Raw genomic sequence first — 17,919 nt, forward strand, 5'->3', positions numbered from 1 at the left:
TATTAACATCTTCTTTCCATATGATTATTATTCAAATTCATTAACTAATTAAATTATAGCTTATATTATAGTGCTTTTGCAATTTATGAATATGCAATAATATTATTAATACCAAAATCTTGTTATCATAGTAATATTAATTAAAGGGAGGATTTTCATGGCTGAAAGAGATTTTATTGATGTAAAAGATGCTCATCAAAATAATTTGCAGCATCTAAATATTAAAATAAAGAAGCACAAAATAACCGTTTTTACGGGACTTTCAGGTGCTGGGAAGTCTTCGTTAGTATTTGATACGATTGCTGCTGAATCCAGAAGAGAATTGAATGAAACTTTTCCTAGTTTTACTCAGCAATACTTACCTAAGTATGGATTACCCGATGTTGGTAAAATTAATAATTTACCGGTTGCCATTGTAATCCAACAAAAAAAGGTCGGTAAAAACCCACGTTCCACTCTTGCTACTTATACAGGAATATATTCATTAATTAGATTATTATTTGCTCGTGTTGGAAAACCATGGGTTGGTTATTCAGATACCTTTTCATTTAATTTACCACAAGGAATGTGTGATAAATGCCAAGGATTAGGATATATTGACAATATTAATCCTGATAAAATAATTGATTATGATAAGTCACTTAATGAAGGTGCTATTACCTTTACAAGCTTTGGCCCCGGAACTTGGCGTTGGAAACGTTATGGTTATACAGGTCTATTTGATAATGATAAAAAGATTAAGGACTATAGTGAACATGAACTATATATGCTTTTATATGCACCACAACAACATTTAAAAGATGCACCTAAAATATGGCGCAAGTCTATTTTATATGAAGGGGTTGTTCCTAGAATTAAACGTTCAATTATTGAAAGTAAGGAGGGACAACATCATAAAAAGGCAATTGCTGAAATTGTAAATCGAACTGTTTGTGATAAATGTGGTGGTAGTAAATTAAGACCGGCTGTTTTAACTTGTAAAATTAATGATCAAAATATTGCAGATATCTTAAAATTAGACTTAATTCATGTTTTAAAATTTTTATCAAGTATTGATATACCTTTGGTGAAAAATCTTATAAGAGAACTTAGCACTAAAATTCAATCATTAGTTGATTTGGGCCTGGGATATTTAACCCTTGATAGAAGTACAGATACCTTGTCTGGTGGTGAAACTCAAAGAATTAAAATTGCTAAATATATGAACAGTTCTTTGTCAGATATGGTATATATTCTTGACGAACCAAGTGTTGGTTTGCATCCTGTTGATATTAAATTGATAAGTAATGCTTTGAAAAAATTAAAAGATAAAGGTAATACTATCTTAGTTGTTGAACATAATCCAGAATTAATTCCAATTGCTGATTATGTTGTAGAAATTGGACCTAAACCTGGTAAAAAAGGTGGTAATGTTACATTTCAAGGCAGTTATTCAGAGCTATTAGAAAGTAACACGATAACTGGTAAACTTTTGAAAGAACCATTGCAATTTAATCAGACTAGAGACTTTGACCAAACAATTGATTTACAAAATGTAAATATTCATAATTTGCAAAATGTAAATGTTAAAATTCCTTTGAATGCTGAAACTGTCATTTCAGGAATTGCTGGTTCAGGTAAGAGCTCATTAATTGATGCTGTAAAGCGTAACCTAAAAACAGATTATGTAGATTTATCTCAAGATGCCGTTGGGGTTAATATTAGATCCACTCCAGCAACTTATTTAGATATTTTAAATGATATTAGAAAATTATTTGGGGATGCTAATAACGTTTCTAGACAATTGTTTAGTTATAATGGTAAAGGTAAATGTCCATTATGTAAGGGAAGAGGAGTTCAGATTACCAATATGTCTTTTATGGATCCAGTTATTCAAATTTGTGAAAAATGTCATGGTAAAAGATATAGTGATGAAGCACTTCAATATAAATATAATGGCAAAGATATTAGTGAAGTGTTAAATATGTCAATTGCTGATGCAATTATATTTTTTGATGACCATGGTGAAATTAGTGATAAATTGATTAACATGCAAAGAGTAGGTTTGGATTATTTATCATTAGGTCAGTCTTTAGATACCTTATCTGGTGGAGAAGTTCAAAGATTAAAACTTGCAGTTCAACTTAATCAAACTGGAACTGTCTATTTGCTGGATGAACCTACTGCTGGACTTCATATGAAAGATGTATCGATTATGAATAATCTATTTAATGACTTAGTTAATGCTGGCAATACAGTTATTATTGTTGAACATAATTTATCTGTTATTAGTAAAGCAGATTGGATGATAGATGTTGGACCTAAAGCAGGTCGTTATGGTGGAAAAATACTATATTCAGGAACTCCTAAAGATGCTTTAAATGATTTAAATTCAGTAACTGGTCAGTCAATGAAAAATTATAATCAAATTAGATAAAAAATAATCACACTTTTATACAAAGTGTGATTATTTTTATGCCCTAAAAGGGACTCGAACCCATACTTAGAAAAACTAAACAACGATCTGAACGTTGCGCGTCTGCCAATTCCGCCATTAGGGCATATAATACATATTGTATACCTATATCATGGCTTTTAACAAATTTTAGCAGGAATATTATACTTTACAGAATTCTTTATATGTTTATACTTAATAATAGTTTGTGTACTAATTAATATTGTCTAACAAATTTTATGATTTATGGTTCATATTGCATAACATTTGGTACAATAATATTAGTAAGAATTTAAAATTAAAATAAACTATAAAATAAAATTATTATGTTATATAAAAGGGGATAAATCGACATGTGTGGATTTTGTGGATATGTAAATCAAAAAGATGTTCCTACTGATACTATCAGTAAAATGGCAGATCGAATTAAACATCGTGGTCCTGATGATGAACAATATTTTCAAGATGAAAATATTTCAATGGGTTTTAGAAGATTATCAATTATTGATTTAGCTCATGGAGGTCAACCTTTATTTAGTAAAGATCAAAAGAAGGTATTAACCTTTAATGGTGAAATTTATAACTATAAAGAAATTAGAGCAGAACTACAAGAACAAGGATATGAATTTGAAACTGATGTTGATTCAGAAGTTTTAATTCGTGGATATGAAGCTTGGGGTTCCGGTTTATTAAAAAAACTTCGTGGAATGTATGCATTCGTTATTTATGATAAAGCTAATAATGAAATCTTTGGTGCAAGAGATCACTTTGGAATTAAGCCATTATATTATTATGATGATGGTAATACATTTATGTATGCTTCTGAAATTAAAGCTTTTTTGAGTAATCCAGCTTTTAACAAAGAATTGAATATTGGATTATTACCTATTCATTTAAGCTTTGAATTTATTCCTTCAGAGGAAACAATGTTTAAAAATGTTTATAAAGTAATGCCTGGTACATACTTTGTTCATCATATCGATAGTAAACAAACAGAAACTCATCGTTATTACCATTTCAATTACGATCATATTGATAATTCACAAACTGTTGAAGGCGATGCCAAAAAAATTGAGAGTCTTGTGAAGGATTCAGTTAAAACTCATATGGTTTCTGATGTCGAGGTTGGTAGCTTCTTATCTAGTGGGGTTGATTCAAGTTACGTATTAAACGAAGCTTCTAAATTAAAACCTATTAAGTCATTTTCACTAGGCTTTGATAATTCAAAATATAGTGAATTATCTTGGTCAACTGATTTTGCTCACCAAATTGGTCAAGAAAATACACCAATTAAGATTACTGATGATGATTATTTCAATTTCTTACCAACCATGATGTACTACATGGATGAACCATTATCTAATCCTTCAGCTATTCAATTGTTTTATTTATCAAAAGGGACTAGAAAACAAGTTAAAGTTGCTTTATCTGGAGAAGGTGCTGATGAATTCTTTGGTGGATACAACACTTATCTTGAAGCTAAACCATTCGAAAGATATCAAAAATATGTTCCTGGATTTATTAGAAAATCATTAGCTGCAATGGTTACTAAGTTACCAAGATTTCATGGCCGTCGTTTCTTAATTCGTGGTGCGCAACCATTAAGTGAACGTTATTATCGAGTTAATTATGTCTTTAATTATGATGACAGAAATCGTTTATTAAAAGATCCTAGTATAAATCGTGATTCTGGAGCATATTCAAAACATATCTTTGATGAAGTTAAAGATAAAGATGAAATGACTCAAATGCAATATTTTGATATTAATACTTGGTTACCATTTGATATTCTACAAAAAGCTGATCGTATGAGTATGGCTAACTCTCTTGAAGTAAGAACACCATTGGTTGATAAAGAAATTGCTGAATTTGCTTCAACAATGCCAATTAAAACGCGTATTAATGATGAGGGAACTAAAATTTCATTGAGAAAAGCTGCTGAAAATGCGCTTCCTGAAAAAGTTGCAATGAAAGAAAAATTAGGTTTCCCATCACCAATTGCTTCTTGGATTAGAGAACCTAAATTCCATAAGCGTATTGTTCGTGCATTTACTTCAGATGTCGCACAAAAGTTCTTTAATACTGATGAATTGATGAGAATTCTTAAAGAGCATGATGAAGGTAAATCTAGTATGCAAAAAATTATGACCCCTTATCTATTTATTATCTGGTATGAAGTTTACTTCCCAGAAGATACTGATGCAGATACTATTAATAAAGTAGAATTACAAGCATAAATTTAAATGTTAGGAAATGAATTTTAATGTCACTTGGAATTAATGAAATCAAAACAATTTTATCTGAACATAACTTACTAATTAAAATTGTTCCTAATAAAAATGAACAATTTGATGATGTGACTTATGATTCAAGAAATGTTCATAACAACGCTTTATTTTTCTGTAAGGGAAACTTTAAACCAGAGTATTTAACAATGGCAAAAGCTGCTGGTGCTTCTGGCTATGTATCTGAAAAAAAATACGCAGAAGGAAGCAATTTAACACAAATTATTGTAAAAGATGTACAAAAGGCAATGTCTCTTATAGGCGCTGCCTTTTATCGCTATCCAGAGAATGATTTATTTACGATCGCTTATACTGGGACAAAAGGTAAAACTACGTCTTCATATTTTGCTAGAAGTATTTTAGATAATACTACTAATAACAAAACAGGATTACTATCAACAATTGATACCATTGTTGGCAATAATCCTGATCAAAAATTTAAATCACATCTTACGACACCTGAGTCCTTAGATATTTTTAAATATATGCGTATGGCTGTTGATAATGGGATGACTCATATGGTTATGGAGGTTTCTTCTCAAGCATATAAGAAAAATCGTGTTTATGGTCTTAAATATAACATCGGATTATTTTTAAATATTTCTCCTGATCATATTGGTCCTAACGAACATCCAACATTTGCTGATTACTTGCACTGTAAAGAACAACTTTTAGTCAATTCAGATATTTGTATTATTAATGCTGATACTGATCATTTTGAAGATATTTATATGGCTGCCAAAGCTACTACTCAACCGGAAAATATTTATTTATTTAGTGATCATGATCAATCTTTGATTGACAATCGTCATCCAGATTTTATCTTTGATAGTATCTCAGACACTATTAGTGATAATAAAATTAAGCTAGTTTCTAATAATAAAAAAGCTAAAGCCATGAAATTAGACGGCGAATATAAAATTGCTGTAGCAGGAGATTATAATGAATCTAATGCGACTTCAGCAATTATTGCTACCGGATTGTCTGGTGCAAGTAGTGATGATGTAAGCAACGGATTATCCACTGTATTTGTTCCAGGTAGAATGGAATCTTATGATGCTAAAAGTCATGGGAACGTTTATGTTGATTATGCTCACAATTATGCTAGTATGCATGCATTATTGAGTTTTTTAAAACATGGTAATCCTGATGGAAAAGTAATTGTAGTTGTGGGTAGTCCTGGTAATAAAGGAGAAGATCGTAGAAAGGGATTTGGAATTGCATTAACTGAAAATGCGGATGAAGCCTTTTTAACGACCGATGATCCTGCATTTGAAGATCCAGCTACAATTGTTGATGAAATTGATTCCTATATTAATCATGATAAAGTTAATGTTCATATTGAATTAGATCGTCGTTTAGCTATTAGTAAGGCTATTCATTCTGGTGATGAAAATTCTATAATAGTAGTAGCAGGTAAGGGCAGAGACCCCTATCAAAAAATAAACGGTGTTGATACTCCTTACGAAACCGACTCCGTTGTAGTCAAAAATGTTTTGAAAGGAATAGAAAATGAGTAATAATACATCAAATTTTACGGTTGTACTATTAGGTAGTGATTTTAATGCTTATGGTATGGCTAGATCTTTATATGAAAAATATGGTAAGCCAGTTAAAGCCTATGCTGAAAAAGCTTTGGCACCTACAAGATATACTAAAATTGTAGATTTATCTTTAATTGATGGGTTTAGTGAAGATCCTAAGTGGATTGAAGAGATGCTTAAACTAAAACAAAAGTATTCGAAACATTCTGAACCAGTAATTTTAATTGGTTGTGGTGATGGATATGCAGAGTTAATTTCTAAGCATAAGGATGAATTAGACGATGTATTTATTTGTCCATATGTTAATTATGAATTGATTAAAAAATTAAACAGCAAAGAAAACTTTTATAAAGAATGTGAAAAGTTTTCTTTACCATATCCTAAAACCAGAATTATTAGTAAAAGTGAATATGAAAGCGATGAAGATATTGAACAACCATTTGGCTATCCAGTAGCTTTAAAACCTACTAATAGTGTTGAATGGCTAGATATTCATTTTGAAGGTCGAAAAAAGGCCTTTACGATTAAATCAGAAGCTGAATTTAAAGATATTGTTAGTAAAATATATGATAATGGATATACATCTGACCTAATTTTGCAAGACTTTATTCCTGGCGATGATAGTAATATGAGAACTTTAAACGCTTATGTTGATAAAAATCATAAAGTTAAGATGATGTGTTTGGGTCATCCTTTATTAGAAGATCCATCACCATCTTCAATTGGTAATTATGTAGCTATCTTACCTGAATATAATGAGAAATTATATTCAATGGTAAAAACTTTCCTAGAAGAAATTAATTTTACTGGATATGCTAATTTTGATATGAAATATGATATTCGTGATAATTCATTCAAACTATTTGAAATTAACTTAAGACAGGGTAGAAGTAGTTTCTTTGTTAGTTTAAACGGCTATAATCTTGCTGATTGGGCTGTTCAAGATTATGCTTTTGATAGTTTAAAGGATAAAGATACAGTTTATGCTAATAAGGATAAATCCAAATATTGGTTATGGTTAGGTGTTGGTAAAGAAGTCTTTAAAAAATATGCTAAAGATAATGAAGACAAAGAATATGCCATGAAACTAATAAATAATCATCAATATGGAACAACTTTTTGGTATAACAAAGATCGTAACTTCAAACGATGGATGTTGGTAACTTGGATGAAGCATATTTATGCTAAAAATTTCCAAAAATATTTTACAAATAAATAGGAAATGATTTTATGAAAAACTTTTTTTCAATTATTGGTGGAATGGGGACAGAAGCAACTGAAAGTTATATTCATGTTTTGAATAAGCGAACACCCGCTCATTCTGATCAAGATTATTTAAATTATATATTAGTAAATCACGCTACGATTCCTGATCGTACTGATTATATTTTGGATAATTCTAAACCCAATCCATTAGTACCACTTATGGATGATATTAAACAGCAAAGTTCTCTAAAACCTAATTTTTTTGTTATTCCATGTAATACTGCCCATTATTTTTATAGTAAACTTCAATCGATTACTGATATACCTATTTTGCATATGCCCAAAGAAGCTGTTAAAGAAATAGGGCTAGTATATCCTAAAGCAAAAAAAGTTGGCTTAATTGCTACTCGAGGAACTATTTATGACGGTATATATGATAATGAAATTAGTAATTTCAATTATGAATTAGTGAAACCAACTAAGCATATTGAAGACGAAACTATGGATTTAATTTATAAATATATCAAAGAAAAAAATATAGTGAATGCTGAACTATATCATCATATTTTGGATGAAATGATTAATGAAATGAAATGTGATGTAGTTATCTTGGGATGTACTGAGCTATCATTAGCTCAAGAAAGAGCTTCTGATCATAATTATCCTTTAGTGGATGCACAATCTGTGCTTGTGGATCGAACCATTGATATGGCTTTGCATAATAAACAAAAATAAAAATAACGTAACTCTTATATTTTGAGAGTTACGTTATTTTTTTACAATTATTAGATTGAAAGTTAATAGTAATAGTATGGATAATATAAGAAGTATCATATTTATAGTCATTAGATGACTTCTTTGCTTATTTGAATAATTTATTTCTACCATTATGGATGAAATTATTACTAAAATAACAGTAATAAATGATTCTATATTATTATTGTGAAAAACTCGTATTGATAAAATGCCGTCGAACATAAACAACAGTATATATAAAATTCTATTAATGATTAACCAATTAATAATTCTTTTGACTGAAATTCTAGTGAGTCCCATTAATATTGATAATATATATATAAACATTATTGTAAACACAAGAAATACAAGCATTCTATCATCTCCTTTTTAGTAATTTTAACATAAAAGTTATTTATAGTTTGAATTTATAAATTATAAATGGTAATATAAGCGAAAACTAAAGATAGAAGTGATTTAATTTGACTAGAAAAATTGGTGTAATCGGAATGGGACATGTAGGATCTACAGTTGCCCATTATATAGTTGCAAATGGTTTTACTGATGATTTAGTATTGATTGATAAAAATGAAGACAAGGTTAATTCGGATGCATTAGATTTTCAAGATGCAATGCCTAACTTACCTTTTCATACAAATATCTACGTTAATGATTACTCAGCTTTAGGTGATGCTGATGTTATTATTTCAGCTGTTGGAAACATTGATTTGATTAAACAAACTGATGGAAAAGATCGCTTTGTTGAATTGTCAAATAATGTAGAAGCTGTTAAATCAATATCTGCTAAAATTAAAAGTTCTGGTTTTAATGGAATCTTAGATGTAATTACAAATCCAGTGGACGTTATTACTTCAATTTATCAAAAAGAAACGGGCTTACCTAAAGAAAAAGTTATTGGAACTGGAACTTTACTGGACTCTGCTAGAATGAAGCGAGCAGTGGCTGCAAAACTTAATATAGACTCCAGATCTGTTGATGGATATAATCTGGGTGAACATGGTAATTCTCAATTTACCGCTTGGTCTACAGTAAAAGTATTTGGTGAACCCATTACAAATTTAGTTAAAGAAAATAATTTAAACTTAGATACTCTTGATAAAGATGCCAGGGATGGTGGCTTTGAGGTATTTAAAGGTAAATTTTACACTAATTATGGTGTGGCAACTGCTGCAGTTAAATTAGCAAATGCAATTATTTCGGATTCTAAGTCACAATTAGTAGTATCAAATTATCGCAAGGAATATGGTGTTTATTTATCATATCCAGCAATTGTTGGTAAAAATGGAATTGAAAAACAAATTAACCTAAATTTAACAAAAGAAGAACTAGAAAAATTACAATACTCTGCTGACTTTATTAACCAAAAATTTGAAGAAAATAAATAATATATATTTATTAAAATTTATTCTTGCTATTGTTGAAATTGTTTGATAATATCAATAACACAAATTTATCAAATGAGGTGAAAACTTTGGCTGAATTAAAAATTGGTGACTATATATCTGCTCCACGTTTTGGTTATTTGAAGCATGATTTCGCTGGAACTGTTGACAAAATTTATGAAAATTCTGTAATGGTTCTTATTAATGAACATCATAAAGATGATGATGTAGTAATTAATGAATATAACCAAAGAGCAATTGTAAGTAAAAAGAAAGCAAAAATTGCTAAAAAATAATATAAACTAAATTGTATATGCATTATTGTGCAACGTATGATATAATTTATTTGTATCTGCGGGTATAGTTTAGTGGTAAAATATAAGCTTCCCAAGCTTAAGTCGCGGGTCCGATTCCCGTTACCCGCTTAGTGATTATCACTACCTAAGTGGATTTTATATATTCGATAATAAAAGATTAGTATGTATGTTTTGATATTTAGCGACTTCGGATTTGGTGAAAGCCGAAGAATCAAGCATATTGAATTCGTACTTTTTAGAATATTTTATAATAAAATAAGCGGATATATAATATCAAATAGAGTGGTACCGCGGGTTATCTCGTCTCTTGCAGTCTTTTTACTGTAAGAGACTTTTTTATTGGAGGAAAATATAATGGAAAATAAAGAACTAGTTGCCAAAGCATTGTCCAATGCTTTAGATGGTACATTGAATGTTGAAGACATCATAAATAAAATTGAACGTCCTAAAGATTCAAAAATGGGAGACTTAGCTTTTCCTACTTTTATTTTAGCTAAAAAATTCAGAAAAGCACCTCAACAAATCGCATCAGATATTGTAGAAAAAATTGATCAAAATGATTTTGATCATGTTGAAGCTGCAGGACCTTATGTTAACTTTTTCTTAGATAAGGCTAAATATAGTGAAAATGTTATTGCAAATGTTTTATCACAAGCATCAAATTATGGTCAAAATAATGATGGTAATGGTGGTAACGTTACTATTGATATGTCATCACCTAACATTGCTAAGCCAATTTCAATGGGGCATTTAAGATCTACTGTAATTGGTAATTCAGTTGCTAATATTTTAAGTAAGAATGGTTATAAACCTATCAAGGATAATCATTTAGGTGATTGGGGAACTCAATTTGGTAAGCTAATTACTGCATACTTAATGTGGGGTAATGAAGAAGACGTCAAAAAGGATCCTATCAATAATTTAGTTAAATACTATGTTAAATTCCATAAAGTTGATAAAGAAAAGCCTGAACTAGACGATGTGGCTAGAGATTGGTTTAGAAAACTTGAAAATGGTGATGAAGAAGCAACTAAGCTTTGGAAATGGTTCCGTGAAGTATCTATTGAAGCATTCGAAAAAATATATGATAAATTAGGTGTTTCTTTTGACACTTATAATGGGGAAGCTTTTTATAACGATAAACTTCAAGGGGTAGTTGATGACCTTGATAAAAAAGGCCTATTGACTAAGTCTCAAGGTGCTACCATTGTTGATTTGGATAAATACAATCTAAATCCAGCACTTATCTTAAAGAGTGATGGTGCTTCATTATACATTACTAGAGATATTGCCACTGCAATGTATAGAGATGAAACTTATCATCCAGCAATGAATTTATATGTTGTCGGTTCAGAACAAACATATTACTTCAAACAATTGAAGGCTGTTTTAACTGAAATGGGTATTCCTTCAGCTAAAGATTTACATCATATTCCATTTGGCTTAATTACAGTTAATGGTAAAAAACTTTCAACTAGATCTGGAAGAATTATTTTATTAGATGAAGTATTAGATGATTCGATTGAAATTGCTAAGAAACAAATTGCTGAAAAGAATCCAGACTTACCTAATAAAGATGAAGTTGCTAAAGAAGTTGGAGTTGGAGCAATTGTCTTTGGTGATTTACAAAATGAAAAGATAAATAATATTGATTTTAACCTAGAAGATCAACTAAGATTTGAAGGGGAAACAGGTCCTTATGTACAATATGCACGTGCACGTGCTGAAAGCATTTTAAGAAAATCTGGTAAGACTGAATTCAGTATTTCTGATAATAAACTTAATGATGCAGAATCATGGAATATTGTTAAATTACTTAATGACTTTCCTCAAATGGTTAAATTGGCATGTTCTGAATTTGAACCTTCAGTTATTGCTAAGTACTCATTAAGACTTGCAAAAGCATTTAATAAATATTATGCTCACACCAAAATCTTAGATGATGATGATGAAAAAGATGCACGTTTAGCATTAGTTAAATCTGTATCTATTGTTCTAAAAGAATCATTAAGAATATTAGGTGTTAAATCTCCTGAAGAAATGTAAGATATATGAAAGCACCATTTAACTTTTGTTAAATGTGCTTTCTTTTTTTACCCATATTTTGTCATTTTGGGTTAAAATAGAACTATTATAATTTCCTACTAACTAAAGGAGAAAATTTAATATATGAAAGAAAGTTATACTAAAAAGCATCATCTAAAAAATATATGGCATAAATATCAAATTACAAGATGGATTATTGTAACTATATTATCCTTTATTTTTATAGTAAGTGCTTATTGTACCTATGTAGCCAAGACAACCGATGTTCGTAATCTACAGTCTTCGCTTGAAAAATCTACAGTAATTTATGATGCTAATAATAACAATGCTGGTAAAATATATTCACAAAAAGGAACTTATGTTGGATATAAAAATATTTCTTCAAATCTTCCTAATGCTATTTTATCTACTGAAGATCGTAATTTTTATCATGAATATGGATTTTCTGTAAAAGGCTTTTCAAGAGCTATGTTATCAGTTGCTAAAAATAAAATTATGCATCGTAATTATATTAGTGGTGGAGGTAGTACTTTAACTCAACAATTGGTTAAGAACGCTTATTTAACTCAAGAGCAGACTTTTAGTCGTAAATTAAAAGAACTATTTCTTTCTATTCAAGTAGAAAATATTTATTCTAAAAAAAGTATTTTAACTATGTATATGAACAATGCCTATTTTGGTAATGGAGTTTATGGTGTTCAAGATGCATCTAAGCGATATTTTGGTATGGATGCTAAGGATTTACCAATACAAGATGCGGCAGTGATCGCTGGAATGCTAACCAATCCAAGTGCGTATAATCCAGTTGATCATCCAGGATTGGCTTTTCAAAGAAGAAATACAGTATTACAGCTGATGGTTGAAAACGGTAAATTAACCCAAGCAACTGCTAATAATCTTAAAAAGATGCCAATTCATGTGGTTAATGATTACAAATATACTGATAGTTATAAATATCCTTACTATTTTGATTCAGTTATTGATGAGGCAATTAATCAGTATGGACTTTCCGAATCAGATATTATGAATCGTGGTTATAAGATTTATACTAATTTAAATCAAAATCAGCAATCTAATATGCAAAATGATTTTGCTAACGATAGCATGTTTCCTAGTAATGCTAGTGATGGAACTAAAGTACAAGCTGCTTCAGTTGCTGTTAACCCAAGTAATGGTGGGGTTAGTGCAGTTGTTGGTGGCCGTGGTGAACATGTCTTTAGAGGATATAACCGTGCCACCCAAATTAAAAGGCAGCCTGGTTCCACTATGAAACCTTTAGCTGTTTATACTCCAGCTCTGCAAAATGGTTATAATTATGATTCCACTTTGGTTAATAAAAAACTGTCATATGGTAAGAATAAATATACACCTGAAAACTATGGTAATTCTTATACAGGTAGTGTTCCAATGTATAAAGCTTTAGCTGATAGTATGAATGCTCCTGCTGTATGGTTATTGAATAAAATAGGTGCCAATGAAGGATATCAATCAGTTAAATCATTTGGATTACCTATTCATAAAAGCGATAATAATTTAGCTTTAGCTTTAGGTGGGCTTTCAAGTGGAGTGTCACCACAACAAATGGCTGGTGCATATACCGCTTTTGCTAATAATGGTAATATGACTACACCTCATTATATTAGGAAAATTGTTGATTCTTCTGGAAAAGTAATTGTAAATAATGATCAAAATCAATCCAAAAAGATTATGTCTAAAAAAGTTGCACAACAAATGACAAGTATGATGTTAGGTGTATTTAATAATGGGACTGGTGTTGGTGCTAAGCCATATGGATATCAGATTGCCGGTAAAACAGGTAGTACAGAAGCAGATAATACAGGTGATTCTGATGCTACTCGTGATAAATGGATAATTGGATATACTCCTAAAGTAGTTGTTGCTACTTGGGAGGGATTTGATAACACTAACAAAAATCATCATCTAGAAAACCTTAGTGGTAATGGAGTTGGTCCTTTATTTAGAAATGAAATGCAACATATATTACCTAATGCAGGTGATAATAAATTTGATGTACAGGATGCTCAAACTCAATATGAAGATGAACACCAACCAAAAGCCAAAAAATCTCAATCTGGTATTTGGCATGATGTACAAGAAGGTGCAAGTAATTTCACTAATAATGTTGGTAAAGGATTTAACAGTTTAAAAAAGGGTGCTAGTGATTTATTTAATAGTGCAAAAAAATATATTAACCAATAGAAATTGACCAATATATATAAAACGTCGTATCATTAATATACTAATGATAGACGTTTTATTTTATAAGGAGTTATTACATTGAAATTTATTCATGCTGCAGATTTACATTTAGAAAGCCCATTTGAAGGACTTATGGATGATGAAATACCACAAAAATTATGGGAACAAATCTTTAATTCAACTTTTTTGGCTTTTAGTAATCTTGTTCAAGATGCTATTAATCAACAAGTTGATTTTATATTATTGGCAGGAGACTTATTTGATCGTGATAACCAAACTCCTAAAACTTATAATTTTTTTTATGAAGAATTAGATAAATTGAATGCCGCTGACATTAAAGTATTTATGATATTTGGAAATCATGATTATTTAAATATATCTGCTTCTGATCTAAAATTACCCAACAATGTTTATGTATTTGGTAATCAGGTTGAAACTAAAACTTTTAATTTAAATGATAAGAAAATTGCAATTACTGGTTTTAGTTATGAAAATCGTTGGATTAACGATAAAATGATTGATAATTATCCTGTGAAATCAAACGTTGATTTTCAGATTGGGATGTTGCATGGTAGTGAAGCTAACACTGGTGATAACTATGCACCATTTACTATTAGTGATTTATTAGATAAAAAATATGATTATTGGGCATTGGGTCACATACATAAAATGCAACAACTTAATGCCAATCCTCCTATTTATTATTCTGGAAACATTCAAGGACGTCATAAAAATGAGTCAGGAAGCAAAGGGTACCTTTTAATCAACGATGTAAATGGTAATTTGGATGTTTCATTTCATGAAACGTCAGTTATTATTTGGGATAATTTAACAATGAATATTAACGAAAATAATACCAATCAAATTATCAATGATTTGATGAGCCAAATTTATAAAAATCAATATTCTAAAATTCATTTATTAGAGATTACATTTAATATAAAGCAGAATCTATTGAATATTAATCACGATGAATTATTATCAAAAATTCAAAATACATTAAGAGAAGAATATGATAATTTAAATGCTTGGGTTTATGATATTCGATTTAGTATTAACGATAATGAAAAAATATCAAGTATCGATGATGATATTTGGCAAAAAGCTGCTGAATCTATCTTTACTAAAGATAATATTATGGATATATCAAAAAGTTTATCTAAATATGATTTCATTCAAAACCACTTAGATAATGATGATATTCAAGATAATCTACTTAAACAAGCTAAAATTAATTTGTTGGGCAATAAGGGGAATATAGATGAAGATTAATCAGATAAAAGTTTATGGATATGGTAAATGGCAAAATCAAAGTTTTACTTTAAATAAAAATAATTTACAAATTATTTATGGAAATAATGAATCAGGTAAAACAACATTATTAAGTTTAGTAATGGGCATATTATTTGGATATAAAGATGGTCGTGGACATTCTTATGAGCAATATATTCCTAAAGAAACTAGTTCTTATGGTGGCAGCTTATCTATTACTACCGACGATAATCGTAATTTTTTAGTTAAAAGGATATCTGGAACTTATGGTGGAAAAGTAAGTGTTTATGATTTAGATAATGAGTGTGATACGGATTCAAATATCTTGTCTGATATATTAGGACCAATTGACCGTGAAACTTTTGAACATATCTTTTATTTTGGTGATTTAAACATTAAAGATATTTCAAAATTGAATAACAATGAACTGATTGAAAGAATTCAAAAAGTAGGTTTTGTTGGCAGTAACGAATGGATTGCAATTAATGAGAAATTAGATAAAGAATCTAGGTCTCTATATGCTCCCAATGGTAGGAAACCACCGTTAAATAAAAAGCTAAAAGATTACGAAAAACTATTAACCAAAATTAATGATAGTAAGGGTAACCTTAATGAATATGAAAATTATTTATATAATAATCAGTTAGCCAATAAGAAAGTTGAACAGTTAAATAATCAGATTAAAGATTTAGATAATAAAATTTATACATTAAATAATCATAAAAATAATTGGTCTTTATATGAGCAATTAAATAATCATCAAAGCTTAAATTTAAAGTCTGGTTTTGATGATGCTTCTAAAAATAAATTATATTCAATTAAAAATAATATTGAATTAAATAATAAGCAAATTGAAATTATTAATAACCAGATAAACGATGCTAAAGATAAGGCTAATCATAGCGATCAATTAAATTTTTATGAACAAAGTGAGGATAAAATTGATAGACTATATAATTTATCTGACTCCATCAACGATTTGGTTACTTCATTTAATACTAAAAAACAACTAATAAATGATTATCAAACTAAACAAGAATCATTTATTAATGAACATAATGTTGAATTAAGTGTAGATGATAAAAACAATATAACTAAACTAATTAATAATAGGGAAACAAGTAATTCAAGCAATACTATGAAAATAATATTATTTGTTTTAGGAATAATATTGGTTGTACTTTTACCTGGTATCTTAAAAATAATAGGTTTATTTTTAGCCAGTTTATCCATATATTTATATATTATTAAATATAATCAATCGAATAATTTTAATAAAAAAATTCAATTTTACAAAGACAAATATGGCTTTAGTAGTAATGATCCTAAACAATGGCTGGTGCAAAATAATAATATAACTAATAATTTTCAAGATGATATTAATAAATATAAAAATGAATTAGTTGAAATTCAGCAAAAAATTAATAATTATTTTGATAATTGGCATTTTGCTGAAGAATATCTTAAATTAGATGATAATTATGGTAATAATATGTCTATAATCGATGACTTTGTTAAAAAAAATAAAAAAAATATCGATGAAAATAATAGTTTAACAAAGATAATTAATAAATATTTATTTCAAAAAAATGAATTAGTAAATAAAAAAGAAAAACTAAAAAATCAATTAATTAAATTTTTTGAGCAAAGAAATATTAATACCTCGAATGAATTTAATGATGAGTTTAATAAACAACAGTCCATTATTCAGGAAAATAACAGACAAGCTGATATTAAAAAGCAACTTGGTGAAAATGAAATTCAATTACTTAAAAATTTCAAAAGTAAAACTGAAATTGAAGATAAATTAAATGAGTATCAGATTTTACAATCGAATGCAAAACAACAAATGCTAGATAATAGTAAAAATATTGAAAAAATAAATTGAATATTAAACATTTGACCTCAGATGGTACTTATCAAGATTTAGAACAAAAGAAAGCCAACTTAGAAACTGAAATTAATGATATGGTTGATGAGTGGTTGACTATGAAATTATCAGGACAATGGATTGATAAGTCATTGAATATTGCAACTGCAGATAGAATTCCAATGTTTCAAGAAAAAGCTAATGAATATTTTGGATTATTAACCAATCATAATTATATAAAAATAACCTACTACAAGAGTAAATTGAAAGTTACTAGAAAAGATAAATTGCAATTCGATGCAGGAGAGTTATCAAGAGGAACAATCGAGCAATTATACTTATCATTAATATTATCATTAGCAGTTGTATTTGGTCGTGATTATAAAATGCCTATTATTATTGATGATGGTTTCAATGAATTTGATTTTGATCGTTCACATAATGCGTATAAATTACTTGATAAAATTAGTGAATCATTACAAATAATATATGTAACTTGTAATGAAAATGTTTTTGAACATTATAATCTAGATAATATAATCAATCTAAATGAAAAATAAAAAGGTTCCCTATAAGGGAACCTTTTT

12 protein-coding genes and 2 tRNA genes are annotated in these 17,919 nt (G+C 28.9%); 13 read left to right on the top strand and 1 reads right to left on the bottom strand.

Translation table 11 applies throughout. From position 1 onward, the window contains the following. Positions 1-157 precede the first annotated feature (157 nt). Positions 158-2,416, top strand: a complete 2,259-nt coding sequence (locus C7N41_RS04135; protein WP_105964468.1) for an ATP-binding cassette domain-containing protein — start codon at positions 158-160, stop codon at positions 2,414-2,416. A 39-nt stretch (positions 2,417-2,455) separates the two neighbouring features. Here the strand turns inward: C7N41_RS04135 and C7N41_RS04140 are convergent. Then, a tRNA-Leu gene (locus C7N41_RS04140) sits at positions 2,456-2,540 on the bottom strand. Between the two features lie 247 nt (positions 2,541-2,787). Here C7N41_RS04140 and asnB point away from each other — a divergent pair. From asnB to C7N41_RS04205, 12 genes are all read left to right on the top strand, one after another. Next, positions 2,788-4,671: an asparagine synthase (glutamine-hydrolyzing) gene (gene asnB, locus C7N41_RS04145; RefSeq protein WP_105964469.1), complete on the top strand. Its 1,884-nt coding sequence runs from the start codon at positions 2,788-2,790 to the stop codon at positions 4,669-4,671. 26 nt (positions 4,672-4,697) lie between these two features. After that, a complete protein-coding gene (locus C7N41_RS04150) occupies positions 4,698-6,239 on the top strand; it encodes a UDP-N-acetylmuramoyl-L-alanyl-D-glutamate--2,6-diaminopimelate ligase (RefSeq protein ID WP_105964470.1) in 1,542 nt (513 codons plus the stop codon). Continuing rightward, positions 6,232-7,482, top strand: a complete 1,251-nt coding sequence (locus C7N41_RS04155) for a carboxylate--amine ligase (protein WP_105964471.1) — start codon at positions 6,232-6,234, stop codon at positions 7,480-7,482. Before C7N41_RS04150 ends, C7N41_RS04155 begins: the two co-directional genes overlap by 8 nt. A gap of 11 nt (positions 7,483-7,493) precedes the next feature. Next, entirely contained in the window at positions 7,494-8,204 is a 711-nt protein-coding gene (locus C7N41_RS04160) for an amino acid racemase (protein WP_105964472.1), read from the top strand. A 482-nt stretch (positions 8,205-8,686) separates the two neighbouring features. Beyond that, complete coding sequence (locus C7N41_RS04170) at positions 8,687-9,610, top strand: L-lactate dehydrogenase (RefSeq protein WP_105964474.1); 924 nt, start codon at positions 8,687-8,689, stop codon at positions 9,608-9,610. A gap of 86 nt (positions 9,611-9,696) precedes the next feature. Then, complete coding sequence (locus C7N41_RS04175; RefSeq protein ID WP_105964475.1) at positions 9,697-9,903, top strand: DUF2187 domain-containing protein; 207 nt, start codon at positions 9,697-9,699, stop codon at positions 9,901-9,903. A 58-nt stretch (positions 9,904-9,961) separates the two neighbouring features. Further along, a tRNA-Gly gene (locus tag C7N41_RS04180) sits at positions 9,962-10,032 on the top strand. A gap of 246 nt (positions 10,033-10,278) precedes the next feature. Continuing rightward, positions 10,279-11,970: an arginine--tRNA ligase gene (gene argS, locus C7N41_RS04185; RefSeq protein ID WP_105964476.1), complete on the top strand. Its 1,692-nt coding sequence runs from the start codon at positions 10,279-10,281 to the stop codon at positions 11,968-11,970. Between the two features lie 123 nt (positions 11,971-12,093). Further along, positions 12,094-14,190 carry a transglycosylase domain-containing protein gene (locus C7N41_RS04190; protein ID WP_105964477.1) on the top strand — a complete coding sequence of 699 codons (2,097 nt, stop codon included), beginning with the start codon at positions 12,094-12,096 and terminating at the stop codon, positions 14,188-14,190. Between the two features lie 78 nt (positions 14,191-14,268). Beyond that, entirely contained in the window at positions 14,269-15,462 is a 1,194-nt protein-coding gene (locus C7N41_RS04195) for a metallophosphoesterase family protein (RefSeq protein WP_157944969.1), read from the top strand. Then, positions 15,452-17,350: an ATP-binding protein gene (locus C7N41_RS04200; RefSeq protein ID WP_105964479.1), complete on the top strand. Its 1,899-nt coding sequence runs from the start codon at positions 15,452-15,454 to the stop codon at positions 17,348-17,350. The genes C7N41_RS04195 and C7N41_RS04200 overlap by 11 nt, the downstream gene beginning before the upstream one ends. Further along, complete coding sequence (locus tag C7N41_RS04205) at positions 17,347-17,892, top strand: ATP-binding protein (RefSeq protein WP_105964480.1); 546 nt, start codon at positions 17,347-17,349, stop codon at positions 17,890-17,892. Before C7N41_RS04200 ends, C7N41_RS04205 begins: the two co-directional genes overlap by 4 nt. Positions 17,893-17,919: the final 27 nt, after the last annotated feature.

The sequence above is a fragment of the Apilactobacillus micheneri genome, assembly GCF_002993975.1.
Lineage (GTDB): Bacteria > Bacillota > Bacilli > Lactobacillales > Lactobacillaceae > Apilactobacillus > Apilactobacillus micheneri.